Origin of the sequence: Robiginitalea sp. SC105 (assembly GCF_014243345.1) — a bacterium.
In the GTDB taxonomy this organism is placed as follows: Bacteria; Bacteroidota; Bacteroidia; order Flavobacteriales; family Flavobacteriaceae; genus Robiginitalea.
Genome location: NZ_JACLZF010000002.1, coordinates 996712 through 1011370, shown reverse-complemented (window position 1 = coordinate 1011370; position 14659 = coordinate 996712). Strand labels below are relative to the sequence as shown.

13 protein-coding genes are annotated in these 14659 nt (G+C 53.0%); 5 read left to right on the top strand and 8 right to left on the bottom strand.

Annotated features, from left to right (window positions below; all coding sequences use genetic code 11):
- Together dnaN and H7F20_RS13515 are read left to right on the top strand one after the other, a co-directional pair.
- A complete protein-coding gene (gene dnaN / locus H7F20_RS13520) occupies positions 1-1119 on the top strand; it encodes a DNA polymerase III subunit beta (RefSeq protein ID WP_185786699.1) in 1119 nt (372 codons plus the stop codon).
- A gap of 144 nt (positions 1120-1263) precedes the next feature.
- Positions 1264-1827: a hypothetical protein gene (locus H7F20_RS13515; RefSeq protein WP_185786698.1), complete on the top strand. Its 564-nt coding sequence runs from the start codon at positions 1264-1266 to the stop codon at positions 1825-1827.
- A gap of 77 nt (positions 1828-1904) precedes the next feature.
- Here the strand turns inward: H7F20_RS13515 and H7F20_RS13510 are convergent, their stop codons facing one another.
- On the bottom strand, positions 1905-2267 hold the full coding sequence (locus H7F20_RS13510; RefSeq protein ID WP_185786697.1) for a DUF4870 domain-containing protein: 363 nt from the start codon (positions 2265-2267) through the stop codon (positions 1905-1907).
- A 186-nt stretch (positions 2268-2453) separates the two neighbouring features.
- Here H7F20_RS13510 and mnmE point away from each other — a divergent pair, with 186 nt between their 5' ends.
- Positions 2454-3845, top strand: coding sequence for a tRNA uridine-5-carboxymethylaminomethyl(34) synthesis GTPase MnmE (gene mnmE, locus H7F20_RS13505; RefSeq protein WP_185786696.1), 1392 nt, complete (start codon positions 2454-2456; stop codon positions 3843-3845).
- A gap of 18 nt (positions 3846-3863) precedes the next feature.
- Here mnmE and H7F20_RS13500 read toward each other — a convergent pair whose 3' ends face one another.
- Positions 3864-4613, bottom strand: coding sequence for a DUF6090 family protein (locus H7F20_RS13500; protein WP_185786695.1), 750 nt, complete (start codon positions 4611-4613; stop codon positions 3864-3866).
- A 281-nt stretch (positions 4614-4894) separates the two neighbouring features.
- Between H7F20_RS13500 and H7F20_RS13495 the strand changes: the two genes are divergently transcribed.
- Positions 4895-6067 (top strand): serine hydrolase, encoded by a 1173-nt coding sequence (locus H7F20_RS13495; RefSeq protein WP_185786694.1) that lies wholly within the window; start codon positions 4895-4897, stop codon positions 6065-6067.
- A gap of 52 nt (positions 6068-6119) precedes the next feature.
- Here H7F20_RS13495 and H7F20_RS13490 read toward each other — a convergent pair whose 3' ends face one another.
- From H7F20_RS13490 to H7F20_RS13480, 3 genes are all read right to left on the bottom strand, one after another.
- Positions 6120-6719 carry a YceI family protein gene (locus H7F20_RS13490; RefSeq protein ID WP_185786693.1) on the bottom strand — a complete coding sequence of 200 codons (600 nt, stop codon included), beginning with the start codon at positions 6717-6719 and terminating at the stop codon, positions 6120-6122.
- A gap of 74 nt (positions 6720-6793) precedes the next feature.
- Complete coding sequence (locus H7F20_RS13485; protein ID WP_185786692.1) at positions 6794-8056, bottom strand: hypothetical protein; 1263 nt, start codon at positions 8054-8056, stop codon at positions 6794-6796.
- Positions 8057-8086: 30 nt separating this feature from the next.
- Positions 8087-8692, bottom strand: a complete 606-nt coding sequence (locus tag H7F20_RS13480; protein ID WP_185786691.1) for a YceI family protein — start codon at positions 8690-8692, stop codon at positions 8087-8089.
- A gap of 275 nt (positions 8693-8967) precedes the next feature.
- Between H7F20_RS13480 and ppdK the strand changes: the two genes are divergently transcribed.
- Entirely contained in the window at positions 8968-11691 is a 2724-nt protein-coding gene (gene ppdK, locus H7F20_RS13475) for a pyruvate, phosphate dikinase (protein WP_185786690.1), read from the top strand.
- Positions 11692-11823: 132 nt separating this feature from the next.
- Here the strand turns inward: ppdK and H7F20_RS13470 are convergent, their stop codons facing one another.
- Genes H7F20_RS13470 through proC form a run of 3 tightly spaced genes read right to left on the bottom strand, consistent with a single transcriptional unit; the run spans position 11824 to position 14609 of the window.
- Positions 11824-13023 (bottom strand): glutamate-5-semialdehyde dehydrogenase, encoded by a 1200-nt coding sequence (locus H7F20_RS13470; RefSeq protein WP_185786689.1) that lies wholly within the window; start codon positions 13021-13023, stop codon positions 11824-11826.
- 3 nt (positions 13024-13026) lie between these two features.
- Positions 13027-13803: a glutamate 5-kinase gene (gene proB / locus H7F20_RS13465; RefSeq protein WP_185786688.1), complete on the bottom strand. Its 777-nt coding sequence runs from the start codon at positions 13801-13803 to the stop codon at positions 13027-13029.
- On the bottom strand, positions 13800-14609 hold the full coding sequence (gene proC / locus H7F20_RS13460) for a pyrroline-5-carboxylate reductase (protein ID WP_185786687.1): 810 nt from the start codon (positions 14607-14609) through the stop codon (positions 13800-13802). The genes proB and proC overlap by 4 nt, the downstream gene beginning before the upstream one ends.
- Positions 14610-14659 lie beyond the last annotated feature (50 nt).

Here is a 14659-nt window from a genome sequence, read left to right as displayed (position 1 = left end):
ATGAAATTTATAGTTTCAAGCACGTATTTACTGAAGCAGCTCCAGGTTCTCGGGGGCGTAATCAGCAACAGCAATACGCTGCCCATACTCGATAATTTCCTTTTTGACCTGGACAAGGGCAAACTCACTGTTTCCGCTTCTGACCTGGAGACCACCATGAGCTCCGAACTCGAAGTGGATTCGGAGGATAAGGGGGCCATTGCCGTTCCCGCCCGTTTGCTGCTGGATACCCTCAAAACCTTCCCGGAACAGCCGCTGACCTTCGTGGTGGAAGACAACAATACGGTGGAAATCAGTTCGAGCCACGGCAAATACGCCCTGGCGTACGCAGACGGGGCCGAATTTCCAAAGGCTGTTGAGCTACCCGACCCGAGCAAGACCGAGATCATGGGGGATATCCTGGCCACGGCCATCGACAAGACCCTTTTTGCCGCCGGGAATGACGATTTGCGGCCCGTGATGAGCGGGGTATTCTTCCAGTTTTCGCCCGAGGGCCTCACCTTTGTTGCCACGGATGCCCATAAACTGGTTAAATACCAAAGGACGGACGTCCAGGCCTCTGAGGTTGCGGAATTCATCATGCCCAAAAAGCCACTGAACCTGCTGAAGGGGATCCTGGCAGGCAGCGAGGAATCCGTGACCGTTGCCTACAATGACAGCAATGCGAAATTCCTGTTCGCCAAGACCGTACTGGTATGCCGCCTGATCGACGGGAAATACCCGAACTACGAAGCGGTGATCCCCAAGGAAAACCCCAACAAACTGGTCATTCAGCGGGGGCAGCTCCTGAGCTCCGTCCGCCGCGTCTCCATTTTCTCGAACAAAACAACCCACCAGATCCGACTGAAGATCGCCGGGGCCGAGCTGAATATTTCTGCAGAGGATGTGGATTACAGCAACAAGGCGGAAGAACGGCTTACCTGTTCCTACCAGGGGGACGACATGCAGATCGGCTTTAATTCCCGCTTCCTCGTGGAAATGCTGGGCAACCTCGATTCGGACGATATCTCCCTTGAATTGAGCCTGCCAAACCGCGCCGGTATCCTGACCCCGGCCGACGGCCTGGACGACGGGGAATCCATTACCATGCTCGTGATGCCGGTGATGCTTAATTCCTGATATTCAAATAATTAATTTCGAATACCAGGGGTTGGACAACTCTTTTAGCCGTATGTCGGTCAATGCATAAAGTTGATCGACATTATTAAAATTTAATGGATTAATTGGGTAATTTTAACTGTTAATCAAAACACAACCCCAATTATGAAAAAATTAATTCTCGGAGCGGCGGCCTTCACGCTCCTTTTCTCGTTAGCCTCCTGTGAAACAGAACCCATTTCAGAGGAGAACCTCTTTGCCGTTGATGGTAAGACCAGAGTAAATTCAGATAAAGAAGAAGATGACAACGGATGCGAAACCGCTTATGGCCGGATCTGTGATTGTGCGGAATTCAATTCATGCTTTACCGACTTCGGGAATTTCGGCAGCAACAACTGGGGATGGTCCGTTCGACTTCCAGAACCCGGTTCAGGACCCTTCAACCTCTTTGCAGGGGCTGGCCAATGCCAGATGGAAAAGGGTACCTATGTGGGCTATGTGAATGTAACCTATCATGATGATGGAAGTTTGACGTATGGAGATGTTATGCTGATAGATGGTTACGAGTTGGAGGATTTCCATTTCTATTCCGGCGATTTGCCTATGCCGATGAAAAAGAATGGAACGTATTCAGCGGCTCCAGGGCAGTACACGAATGAAGGCAGCACCGATGGCAATCCTGAGGTTTATGTCATTGTACATGCATCAGTCTGTAAAATAGATAGTTAGTTTGTCCAATACAAATTCAGCCAAAAGGGGGTGGTCTAAAAAGATCACCCCCTTTTGATTGAAAACATGATCATGATTTATGTAAAAAACCGGATGGTCAGGAACTGGCTTGGGGCTTCCCCGTTGCTGGCCCGGACCGCATTGACTATCGGCATCACAAAGCCCAGCACCGCCGTGGCCACCAGGATGAGGATCCCAAGCCCCAGCAAAAGGATGGCAGGGATTCCGACAATGATATAGACGATCAGGCTCAACTGCAGGTTCATGATCGCCTTCCCGTGGGCATCCATGTCCAGGACGGTATTGCGGGAGGTCAACCAGATGATCAGCGGCACAATGAGGCTGCCAAAGCCGACCAGGTACCCCAGCAACTGAGTCAGATGGGTGATGGTGAGGAGCTGCCGGTCCTCCCGTAGCGAATGTTGCGAAACGATTTCCATTTTTTGCTTTGATTGAGGATTCATTAAATAGGTCGTGAAATCCTTCAGTTTGTTACACAGCCAGCTGACCGCCGGGGAACACCCGGAAAGGACGGAGCAACCCGTATGTAAAGGAAACCCCGAAATGCATCATTAATCGTATTTTTGTCGGGGCTGGCGGAAAAGTATTCCGCAGCTCCCGAGTATATGATGGAAAAGGACACCATAATTGCACTGGCAACCCCGGCGGGCTCAGGGGCTATTGCCGTCCTGCGGCTTTCAGGCGCGGAGGCGATTGCTATCGCGGCAGAAAAGTTTCAGGCCGCCAGCGGCAATTTGCTGTCCGAATGCCCGGGGCATACCGTGCACCTCGGAACCATCAACAAAGGCGGTCGCATCCTGGACCAGGTGCTTGCTACGGTGTTCCGTTCACCCCGTTCCTACACGGGGGAAGACGTGGTGGAGATTTCCTGCCACGGATCCATATACATCCAACGGGAAATCCTCAATCTCTTTTTGGATTCCGGTTGCAGGATGGCGAAACCCGGGGAATTTACCTTGCGGGCTTTCATTAATGGGAAAATGGACCTCAGCCAGGCGGAGGCAGTTGCCGACCTGATCGCTTCCGAAAACAAAGCCAGCCACCAGATAGCACTCCAGCAGATGCGGGGCGGGTACAGTACTGAAATTGCCAGGCTGCGGGAGGAACTACTGAATTTCGCCTCCCTGATTACCCTGGAACTCGACTTCTCGGGAGAAGATGTGGAGTTTGCGGATCGCGGGGCCTTTTATGAGCTGCTGGACCGGCTGGGGGAACTGCTGAAGGACCTGATCGACAGTTTTGCCCTGGGGAATGTCCTGAAGAAGGGGATCCCCGTAGCTATTGCCGGGGCCCCCAACGTGGGGAAATCCACCCTGCTCAATGCCTTGCTAAAGGAAGAACGCGCCATTGTCAGTGAAATCGCCGGGACCACCCGGGACGCGATCGAAGACGAGATCGTGCTGGAGGGCATCGGTTTTCGTTTTATCGATACGGCAGGCATACGGGAAACCTCCGATCAGGTGGAACACATTGGCATCCAAAAGACCTTTGAAAAGATGGAAACCGCCCGGGTGATCATCTATATGGTGGACGGAAGCCGGACCGACCCTGCCCATTTCGCTTCTTGGAAAGCAGAGACAGATACGCTACGGGAACGCCACCCGGACAAACCCATCATCCATTTGATCAATAAAACGGACCAGCTGGGTGACCAGGCGCGGAAGCAACTGGCGGAGGCCTTCCCCAATGCCCTGGGTATATCGGCCCGAACCGGCGAAGGCCTGGAACAGCTGCAGGCAGCCCTACTCGGTTTGGTCAACCGGGGACTGCTGGAAAACAACGACCCGGTTGTGAGCAATTCCCGCCACTACCAGGCGCTGGTAAAAGCCCAGGAGGCCATCGGTAACGTGCGGGAAGGCATGGAATCCGACGTTCCGTCCGACCTGGTTTCCGTGGATATCAATGAGGCGCTGCACCACCTGGGGGAGATCACCGGTCAGATCAGCACGGATGACCTGCTCGGGAACATCTTTTCGAATTTCTGCATCGGGAAATAATTTCGCTGTTTCCGGATCTCATTCCCTCCCATTCAATTCTTCATCGATCAGTCCGATGACGCGGTCAATTTCTGAAAGCGCCTGGCTGTAAACAGAATCTTTCCAGGAGGAAAGGCCGATAATCTCAAAGAAGATGTTCTGTAATTCCACGCCGTAGAGCCTCTCAGGTTTAATCACCTCGAAGTCTGTGTAGTTGATGACCCCTTTCAATTCCGGGGAGACCTCGTCGGTGATCAGCTCCCAATGCATCGTTTCCAGTTGGTTGGCAAAATTATAAGTGGTTTCTAATTGCTGAATGGCGCTGGTAATTTCCGTGTTTTTTAAAATTTTCAGTTCCCCACTACTGGCGAGGGTTACGTAAATAGTGCCGCTGCGGTGAAAGTCTGAAAATTGCGATAGCATCATAGCGAAATAGGCCAGTGAATCCGTTTTGACCCGGTCACCGGAGGAGATGATTTTACTCGCGTATTTGTAAACCTCTGAATAATAAGAGTTGAAGTCCTTTACCTTAACCAGTTCTTTTCGGTCGTCCAGAAGCTGCTGGCGAATATTCCCGTAGGAAATCTGCTCCTCTTTTCGTTCCTTTCGTTCGTCGTTCCAATTGTTGATCTGCAGGGCGATCAGGATCCCCACAACAACAAGGAAAATCTCACCAACGGCATATACCAGGTACCTGCCCATGTTGTTTTCGGCTAACAGGCGCCTTCTCAAACGCCTGAGCAGGGTCAGGCCGAAGGCCCTCTTATTTTCTTCTGTTCCCGATGTCATTGGCACACCGCATCAAATTAGCGCCTTCAAGTTAGCCAAGCTACCCAACGGAGGAAATGACGGTTATCATGATTGATCGATTCCTACCCTTGAATGCCCCTCGGTGACGTGGATCATGTTTTTCGATTCTGATTCTCATTACCTTTTGGGTCAAAACATGGTCGGTCACCAACCATAACCGGGCTGCAATCAAACCCGGACTGCAACCAGAAATTAGCGGAGTCTCCTGAATGGAACTGCTTCGCCCAACTGGCAAAGGTCTGAATGTTATAATTTTACCCATGAAAATCATCCTATTTGTTTTTGCAATCTCTCTGTTACTGGGGATAACAGCCTGTACCCCCTGCAATTCCAGCTTCCGCTATTCCCAACCGGAGAATATCGGGGATGGCTTCAATACCGGGAATCTCGAGGAGGTCGGGATCGACACAGCCCTGATTTCAGAGGCAATCCGGGAAATCCATTGCGGCCGCTTCAATGAAATTCACTCCATGCTGATTTACAGGGACAGCCTCCTGGTTCTTGAGCAGTATTTCGAAGGGTATAAGTACCAGTGGGATGCACCCGGTTACAGGGGCGAACAGGTCCAGTGGGAAAAGGACATGCTACACCCCACCATGTCCTGCACCAAGAGCTTTGTTTCGGCGTGTATCGGTATGGCAATTAACCAGGGGTATATAAAAGATATTAAAGAACCCATCTTTAACTACCTGCCGGACCATCAACAGTACAAAACCGGCGGGAAGGAACATATTACCATCGCGCATCTTTTGACGATGACCTCGGGTTTGGCGTGGGATGAATGGGGGGCGGCCCATGGAACGTCCGCCAATGATATCGACCGCCTTTATTTTGATTGTTCCAATGACCCGATAACCTGTGTATTGGAAAGAGACCTGGTTCACAAACCTGGTGCCGTATTCAACTACAACGGGGGTGGCGTGGTCTTGCTGGGGGAAATCCTGAAAAACGCTACTCAAAGAGATTTCGCAGCCTTCTCCAAAGCGGAATTATTCGAGCCCCTGGAAATTGATTCGGTGGCCTGGTATCAATTCAACAATGGGGTCTACGCAACTGATGGGTCCATGTACCTGACACCCAGAAGCATGCTTAAATTTGGCGTACTCTATCAGAATGGAGGAAAGTGGCGTGGCAAGAATATCATCCCGGAAACCTGGATAGAAAAAAGCACAGCCGTATTCGGGAACAACAGGGATATCCGGATACCCATTGAGGACTCGGGAAAAAATGACTACGGGTACCTTTGGTGGATAAGCCATTTGGCTCACAAGGGAAAGCAGGTAAATATGTACCGCGCGAACGGCTGGGGCGGTCAAACCATCATGGTGTTTCCGGAACTCAATATGACCGTCGAATTCACCAGCGGCAACTATGCCACCGGTTCCAGGCTTTTCCGGTTGGTGGAAAACTATGTGCTGCCTGCCGTGGAATAACGTTCCCGGGGGACTTCGGACCGACCTTTGGCGGCCGCATATTAAATAAAGCTTATTGCTGCCTCAGCCTCAGGTTGAGTTGTACTTCGATCTGATCATCTACCTTAATCATCCCCAACACCTTGCTTGGGGGCTCCAGGTCAAAATCACTGAGCTGCATGGGAAAGTTTCCATAGATGCACAGGTCCGGGTCGAAATTGCAGATCACATCGGTTTCAAAGTCGCGCGTCACGCCGGCGAGCGTTATCCGAATGCCTGCCCGAACGGCTTCTGAAAGGTCTTCCGGCACCTGAGCATATAGCAATTCAAGATGCACCTGTGGATAAGCCTCAGATCGGAGGAGCTCCCTGAAATCCCGGTTGATCCCCCTGCCCCCGCAGTCAAAACAGGAATTTTGCAGCAGGAGCTGCGCCCTGCTGAAGATGTATTTAGCCCCCGTTTTTTCATAGACCACATGTACCGGGGATGTTTTTTCCTCGAGGTTGTATCGGCAGTTGAAGGAATTCAGGTTGGTCGTTCCCGAAATAATTACCTCACTGTCCGGGTGGATGCGCACCAAGGTTTCCCGCACCGGCACATCCCCCTTCCAGGTCATCCCGAACAGGGCGACAAAGGAAAAGGCTTTCGTGAGATTGGTGATTGATAGAAACATGATTTTAATTTAATAAACCCCGGGGCAAGCTCCAAATTTTAAGCAGGCCCCGGGGTTTCAGGTTACTTTTCCTTTTAGAAGCTGATCACAGCTTCCATCATGACTCCTTTGAAAGCACCTTCGTTGAAGATACTCGTCGTGTCATATCCGTCGTACTGCTGGTTCACATACTCCAATTTAAGCAGGATGTTTTTGGTCATGAAGGCACCTGCACCCAACTGGAACCGGTCGATGGTGATATCCGATCCGGAGGGATCTTCGCTATCCACTGTATTGTAGCGGGTTCCGACATAGAAATTCTCGTTAGAACCAAACCGGTAGATGATTTCCCCGGCCAACTGGGTAGCTACCCGGCTGTCCGCCTCTGTATCTGCCTTGCCCCTGGCACTTTCAATGGTGCCGAAGAATTCCAGCCCCTTATATTTCAGGAAAGGGTTGAACATGAAGGCCGTGATTTCATTCCGCATGCCGGGGTCGTATCGGCCGGACCGGAAATTGCCTGAGGTTGTAGCCTCGGTATCTTCCATGACCAGATAATACCTGGACCCGGTACGGTCTGCGCTGTAGAGGTAGACCCTTCCGGATTTTCCCGTGGTATACAGGGATCCTGTCAGGCGCAGGCGAAAGTCCTCGTTGAGTTGCTTGTCATACCCGACTTTGGCCAGTACGGAAGCGCCTGTTGTGCCGGGGTTGGTCACCGCCTGGTTGAGCTTGCCATTGGAAAGCCCGAACATCCCCATGAACCCGTTGCTCCGATAATATACCTCACCCCCCACTTCCGTGGTAAAGGCATCCATGATCAGGTTGCCGACAAACGGGTTGTAGATGGTCTGGGCATTATCGCTGCGTCGGAAGTGCGCGTCCCCGTAATTGTTCTCCATGTGGCCGAGCTTCACGGTAAGGTGTTTCATGGCCTCTTCGAGTAAGCCGGGACTGATGAAGTCCAGGTTGTCGATTTGCAGGTAACCCCCTTTTACATAGGGTTCCGGGTGGTGCCTGGAGGAGAGGTAGGTCCTGAGGTGCATCCGAACTCCCTTGGCCAGGGCCACGTCCAGGTCGAGGTTGGCCGTTGCCAGGTTGAAATTATCGCCAATCTCGATCAGCTCCACAGCACCGGAATTCTCGTGATTTACAGCTTGGAACTGTAGTGTGGATGCTCCCCCCACCCGTACCTTGATACCGTCAAAGGTATAGATAGTATCCTTTGGGCTTTCAAATTGGTTGATCCCATTCTTGTCAGGAGGCCTGAAATTATCAAGGTTCCTGTTCTGTGCGTATGCTGACAGGCTCGTCAGGGCTATCATTGCGAATACCAGGATGTTTGCAATCGTTCTCATCAGTATAAAATTTAGATTAATTATTAAGTATTAGCGTTTCCAGTGGGTGTTGAAATGGATCTCCACGTCGTCACCGGTTTTAATGGTCCCCAGAAGGGCTTTTGGCGGGTCAATGCCATATTCGGTCATTTTAAGGGGTTCTTTTCCTTTCAGGCTTGCCCTTCCCTCCCCCAGCGTGAGTACGCACTCCAGGTCGATCCGTTTGGTCTTCCCTGCTATGGTCAGGTCACCTTCCAGCAGCGCCTTGTAGCGTTTCTCAGAGGAAACCACGGGTTTGATTTCCTTCACCTTTACCATCCTGAAAACAATTTGTTCGTATTTATCGGTTTCCAGGGCTTTATAGGTGTTTTTATCCATGCTTTCCTTGCCGCTTTTCAGACTTTCCGACACCACGCTGAAATGGAGGTTCTTCAAGTTTGGGAGTTCCCCGGTGGCATCGACCTGCAGGCTTCCTGCCGGATCTTCAGCTACGATTTCCCAGTCGTGCAGCGTGGATGTGCCGGTGATCAGCAATTCACTGCCTTCCTTGGTCAGGCGGTACTCCTGTGCAATTGCTTCCCAGGTACAACCGGGCAAGATCAACAGAAAAACGAGTATCCGAATCCAGCGTCGAAATGGAAATGGTTTTGATTTCATGGCTTCTTGATTTTGTACAGCAAAGTTCCATCGAACAGACAAACAAAAAAGATGATAAATATCAGATTATTTTATAACTATTTGATTACCTGTTATTTAAATATAAAAAAATACAAAAATAAAACTCGGGGCCATGTCAGGACCCGGGTTCGAGGCCACCCCGTTTGCAAAGCATGACTAATATCATATTCCCTGCAATGGGAAGCCGGTAACTTAGCGCTGTAAACTGACCGAATAGCCCCTGTTGTATATAGGTCAGGGTAAATGATTCCATTATGAAAACAATCACAGAAAAAAAACAAGGCGTTTACACCTTTGGTGCCAAAACGGCCGACGGTAACCGAAACATGAAAAACCTGCTGGGGGGCAAAGGTGCCAACCTTGCCGAAATGAGCCGGATCGGTATCCCGGTACCCCCGGGTTTCACGATTACCACGGAAGTCTGCACACAGTACAACCAGGAGGGGAAAAAAGCAACTATCGCACGGATTGAGGAGGAAGTGCGTGCGGCCATTGCCGGGATTGAGGCCACAATGGGTACCACCTTCGGGGATAACCAGAACCCCCTGCTGTTATCGGTGCGGTCCGGGGCCCGGGTTTCCATGCCCGGGATGATGGACACGGTGCTCAACCTGGGGCTGAACGACGATTCCCTTCAGGGCATTATCCAGATGACCGGCAATGAGCGCTTTGCCTGGGATTCATACCGTCGCTTCATTCAGATGTACAGCGGGGTAGTCCTCGGTTTGAAGCCCGAGACCAAACAGGATTTGGACCCCTTTGAGGAAATCATCGACCACCTCAAAGACAAGCGCGGCATCCTCCATGATACGCAGTTCAGCGTACAGGACCTGAAGGACCTGGTGTACGACTTTAAGGATATCGTGCGAAAACGGTCGGGTCAGGAGTTCCCGACCGATCCATGGGATCAACTATGGCGGGCCATCCTGGCGGTTTTTGACAGCTGGAACGGGGAACGGGCGGTGTACTACCGCAAAATGAACGGATACCCGGAGGACTGGGGGACTGCCGTCAACGTACAGGCCATGGTTTTCGGGAATATGGGGGAAGACTCCGGTACCGGGGTTTGCTTTACCCGGGATGCCGGAAGCGGTGAAAACAAATTCAACGGCGAATACCTGATCAATGCCCAGGGAGAAGACGTGGTGGCCGGGGTCCGGACCCCCCAGCAAATTACACTGCTGGGTTCCAAGCGCTGGGCGCAGCTTGCCCAGGTGACCGAAGAGGAGCGGAAGGAAAAGTACCCGTCCCTCGAAGAGCTTATGCCGGTGAGCTACAGGGAACTCTTCGAATACCAGCGCATCCTGGAAAACCATTACCAGGATATGCAGGATATGGAATTTACCATCCAAAAGGGTAAGCTCTGGATCCTGCAGACCCGCAATGGGAAACGCACGGGTTTCGCCATGGTAAAAATCGCCATGGACCTGCTCAAGGAAGGCCTTATCGACAAGGAAACAGCCCTGTTGCGCATCGACCCCCCGAAGCTCGACGAACTCCTGCACCCGGTATTTGACCCCGAAGCCCTGAAGGAAGCCGAGGTGGTAGCCCAGGGGCTGCCGGCCTCCCCGGGAGCGGCTACCGGGCAGATCGTCTTTTTCGCGGACGAGGCCGCAAAGTACAAATACAGCATCCTGGTCCGGGTAGAAACCTCCCCGGAAGATGTGGAGGGGATGCACCTCGCAAAGGGCATCGTCACGGCACGGGGCGGGATGACCTCACATGCCGCGGTAGTGGCACGTGGCATGGGGAAATGCTGCGTGTCCGGGGCCGGCGCGCTGAAAATCGATTACAAGAACCGGACCCTCTACGCCGGAGGCCATGAGTACCACGAAGGAGACTGGATTTCCATCAACGGATCCACCGGGAATATCCTCGACGGCAAAGTGGCTACCCGGGAACCGGAGCTGAGTGGTGAGTTCGCTGAAGTCATGGAGCTGGCAGATTCCTTTGCCCGGATGGAGGTACGAACCAATGCGGACAACCCCAGGGATGCGGCCGTGGCAAGGAGTTTTGGCGCCCGGGGTATCGGCCTTACCCGGACCGAACACATGTTCTTTGAGGTGGACCGGATCAAGGCCATGCGGGAAATGATCCTGGCGGATACCGTCAAGGGACGCAAACAAGCGCTCAGGGAACTGCTTCCCATGCAGCGGTCCGATTTCGAGGGCATCTTCCGCGCCATGGAAGGCCTCCCGGTCACCATCCGTTTGCTGGACCCACCCCTCCATGAATTCGTACCCCACCAGCTGGCCACGCAGAAGGAGCTTGCCGAGGATTTGCACATATCCCTCGCCTCGGTGAAAAGCAAGGTGGCCGAACTCGAGGAATTCAATCCCATGCTCGGGCACCGGGGTTGCCGGCTCGGGAACACGTACCCGGAAATTACGGAAATGCAGACACGGGCGATCCTGGAAGCTGCGCTCAACCTGAAAAAAGAAGGGATTACCACACGGCCTGAGATCATGATCCCCCTGGTGGGCACGGTGGAAGAATTCACCCAGCAGAAAGCGATTATCGACCAGACGGCCAGCGATGTGTTCAAGCGTCGGAAAGACACGGTGGAATACCTGGTGGGTACCATGGTGGAAGTGCCCAGGGCAGCGCTCCTGGCAGACCGTATTGCCGAACACGCCGAATTCTTTTCCTTTGGCACCAACGACCTGACCCAGATGACATTCGGGTATTCCCGGGATGATTCCGGTAAATTCCTGCCTGTCTACCTGGCCAAAGGCATCCTTAAGGAAGATCCCTTCGAGGTCCTCGACCAGGAGGGCGTCGGCCAGCTCGTTAAAATGGGCACGGAGCGCGGACGCCAAACCCGGTCCCACCTCAAGGTGGGTATCTGCGGGGAACACGGGGGAGAACCATCTTCTGTGGAATTCTGCCACCGTATCGGGCTGGATTATGTAAGTTGTTCGCCCTACCGGGTACCGATTGCGCGGGTCGCTGCCGCCCAGGCGGTTATCCGGGGTTAGGGCGGATCGTCCGGGGCTTTTGGACCCCGTTTCAAACAGACAAACCCCGGCCAGAAATGGCCGGGGTTTTCATTTTTACGGGAAGGTAACGCGGTATCTTCCGCAACCTCCCGTAGCACTTAATCAGCCGTTTTATACGCGGACGTGTCCGTCCCCGTAAACAAAGTATTTGTTGGTCACCAGTTCATTGAGGCCCAGGGGCCCGCGGTGGTGCAGTTTGTCCGTGCTGATGGCCAGTTCGGCCCCAACCCCCATCTGCCCGCCATCCGTAAAACGGGTGGAGGCGTTGCGGTACACGGCCGCACTGTCGACCTGCTGCATGAACTGTTCGGCTCGCCCGTCGTCCCGGGTCATAATGGTCGCCGAATGCCCGCCGGAATAGGTGTTGATGGCACCGATGGCATCATCCATGGAGTCTACCAAACCGATGCAACATTTCATGGCCAGGAACTCCTGGTACCAGACCGAATCATCTTCAATGACTTCTTCTTCCGGCAGGATGGTCCCCACCCGTTCAGAAACCAGGATGCTGACCTCATGGGATTTGAGCACCTTCTGCAACTGCTTGAGTTTGTCCTCATAATCGGGGATCCCGGAGCTGATCAAGATCTTATCCAATGCATTGCATGCCGAAATTTTATCCGTTTTGGCATTGAGGATCACTTTCAGGCTCTGGTCCCAGTCGGCGTCATCCGCTACATACAGGAAATTGTTCCCCCGTCCGCTGACAAGTACGGCACAGGTTGCGTGCTCCTTGACAAAGGCAATCAAACGTTCGCCCCCGCGCGGGACGATCAGGTCAATGGGCTCCGGCGGGTTCATGAGGAACTCCCGGGTGGCCATGCGGTCGAGCTTCAGCAAGCGGATCCAGTCCGGGGAAAGATCGTTTTCCTTAAGCGCCTTGTGCCAGCAGGCTACCAGGGCCACATTGCTGTGGTAGGCTTCCTTCCCGCCCTTGAGCAGGATTTTGTTGTTGGATTTGAAGGCCAGCACGGCCGCCTCCACGGTTACGTCGGGCCGGGATTCGTAAATGATCAGGATGGTGCCGAAAGGCGCCGTCCGGTTGATCACTTCAAGGCCTTCGGAAACGGTCCGCCGGCTGATTTCCCGGTTGACCGGGTCCTGCTGCTCCAGCACCTCCCCCACCGACCGGATCATCCCGTCTATTTTGGCGGAATCCATGACCAGCCGGTCATACAGCGCCTGGTCGTCCTTATCAAAGGCCTCCAGGTCCTTTTTATTGGCCTCCAGCAATGCCTCCCGGTCTTCTTCCAGGATGCGCATCATGGATTTTAATACATTGTTTTTAAGCTTGGTATCTAGTAATTGCATTTTTTAGTTGAGTGTGATTTTGGTTCCTACGTTCTTTCCTTCGATAATGTCGAGTATGACATTCGGCTTCTTGCCGTTGGCGATGAATGTCGGGATGTTCTTGGCCGCCGTCTTCTGGGCAAAGTCCAGCTTGGAGCCCATTCCCCCGCGGCCTTCAGCCTCTCCCTTGCCGTTTTCCTTGATAAACTTATCCACGTCGTCATTGGACGTAACATGCTTGATAAGTTCGGTGCCCGCATCGTCCGGGTGTCCGGTATACAGCCCATCCGTATCGGTGAGCAGGATGAGCTTGTCCACGTTGAGCAGCTCGGCCACGAGCCCGGCGAGCTCGTCGTTGTCCGAGAACATCGACATGGTGACGGAGACGGCATCGTCCTCGTTGGCGATCGGGATCACCCCCTCGGAAAGCAGCCCCTCATAGCAATTGATCATGTTCTCCCGGTGGATACCCGGGTTGAAATCGCGTTTGGTAGGCAGTACCTGTGCGCATTTCATCCCGAAGTCGTGGAAGATGTTGTAATACAACCGCATCATCCGGGGCTGGCCAATGGCCGAATATACCTGCCGCCTCTGGGTTTTATCCTTGATCTGGGACTTGCCCAGCACTTCCCGGCCGGCAATTACCGACCCGGAGGAAACCAGGGTGGTAATGATATCCCGTTCGTACAATTCCGCTACCTGGGAAACCAGGTTCCTCAGGACGGGGCGGACGATCCGGTTGTCCCGGTTGGTCATCACATTGGTGCCGACTTTAACGACTATTCGCTGTTTGTATTTCATACGTGTGCTTCTCCCAGTTCCACGGCCCGGTTAAACGCCGAGAAGGCCGCCTCCTTGATTAGTTCGTTTACCTTGTTGTCCTCCATGGAATCCAGGGCTGCCTGGGTGGTCCCCCCTTTGGAGGCCACCTTTTTCATCCAGCCGTCCGGCGAAAGGTCGGACTGGTTGAACAGTTCGATGGCTCCTTCGAAGGTCTGGCTGACCAGTACCTTGGAGTCATTGGCGGAGAAACCCATTTGAAGGGCTGCCTCCATCATGCTCTGCATGAAATAGAAGACGTAGGCAGGGCCGCTTCCGGATATCCCGGTGGAGGCATCGATGTATTTTTCCTTGCTGACCAGGATGGATTTCCCGGTGGTGTTCAGCAGTTCCTCGATGGTCAGGCCCTCGATACGGGAAACCTCCTCCGAGGCGATATAGGAGGTAAGGCCCTTCCCTACCTGGGCGGGCAGGTTGGGCATGGCCCGGACGATTTTTGTGAGCCCGGTGGCCTTGCGGATAAAATCGATGGATACCCCTGCCATGATGGAGATGATGATCTGGCCCTTTTTGGTCAGGCCTGCCATATCCTCGAACAACCCCTTGCTGTGATGGGGTTTGACCGCCACAAAGATCATGTCTGCCTGGGGCACACAATCCTCGAGTTTGTCAAACGCGTCGAAGTGCGCCATTTTATTGAGCTGTTCCACTTTTTCCTCGGCGCTGTCGAGGATCATGATGTTGCGCTTTTTCAGAATTCTGGATTTGGACATGGCCTGCGCGTACGTCAGTCCCATGTTTCCGGCTCCAATAACCAGTATTTTCATACTTTAAGTTTCAGGTTTATGTTTACTACAATGTTGTATTATAACATTCT

Bases quoted from the DNA above. Each gene is read 5' to 3' on its own strand.
- dnaN (WP_185786699.1), top strand. From the start codon at position 1: ATGAAATTTATAGTTTCAAGCACGTATTTACTGAAGCAGCTCCAGGTT.
- H7F20_RS13515 (WP_185786698.1), top strand. From the start codon at position 1,264: ATGAAAAAATTAATTCTCGGAGCGGCGGCCTTCACGCTCCTTTTCTCG.
- H7F20_RS13510 (WP_185786697.1), bottom strand. From the start codon at position 2,267: ATGGAAATCGTTTCGCAACATTCGCTACGGGAGGACCGGCAGCTCCTC.
- mnmE (WP_185786696.1), top strand. From the start codon at position 2,454: ATGATGGAAAAGGACACCATAATTGCACTGGCAACCCCGGCGGGCTCA.
- H7F20_RS13500 (WP_185786695.1), bottom strand. From the start codon at position 4,613: ATGACATCGGGAACAGAAGAAAATAAGAGGGCCTTCGGCCTGACCCTG.
- H7F20_RS13495 (WP_185786694.1), top strand. From the start codon at position 4,895: ATGAAAATCATCCTATTTGTTTTTGCAATCTCTCTGTTACTGGGGATA.
- H7F20_RS13490 (WP_185786693.1), bottom strand. From the start codon at position 6,719: ATGTTTCTATCAATCACCAATCTCACGAAAGCCTTTTCCTTTGTCGCC.
- H7F20_RS13485 (WP_185786692.1), bottom strand. From the start codon at position 8,056: ATGAGAACGATTGCAAACATCCTGGTATTCGCAATGATAGCCCTGACG.
- H7F20_RS13480 (WP_185786691.1), bottom strand. From the start codon at position 8,692: ATGAAATCAAAACCATTTCCATTTCGACGCTGGATTCGGATACTCGTT.
- ppdK (WP_185786690.1), top strand. From the start codon at position 8,968: ATGAAAACAATCACAGAAAAAAAACAAGGCGTTTACACCTTTGGTGCC.
- H7F20_RS13470 (WP_185786689.1), bottom strand. From the start codon at position 13,023: ATGCAATTACTAGATACCAAGCTTAAAAACAATGTATTAAAATCCATG.
- proB (WP_185786688.1), bottom strand. From the start codon at position 13,803: ATGAAATACAAACAGCGAATAGTCGTTAAAGTCGGCACCAATGTGATG.
- proC (WP_185786687.1), bottom strand. From the start codon at position 14,609: ATGAAAATACTGGTTATTGGAGCCGGAAACATGGGACTGACGTACGCG.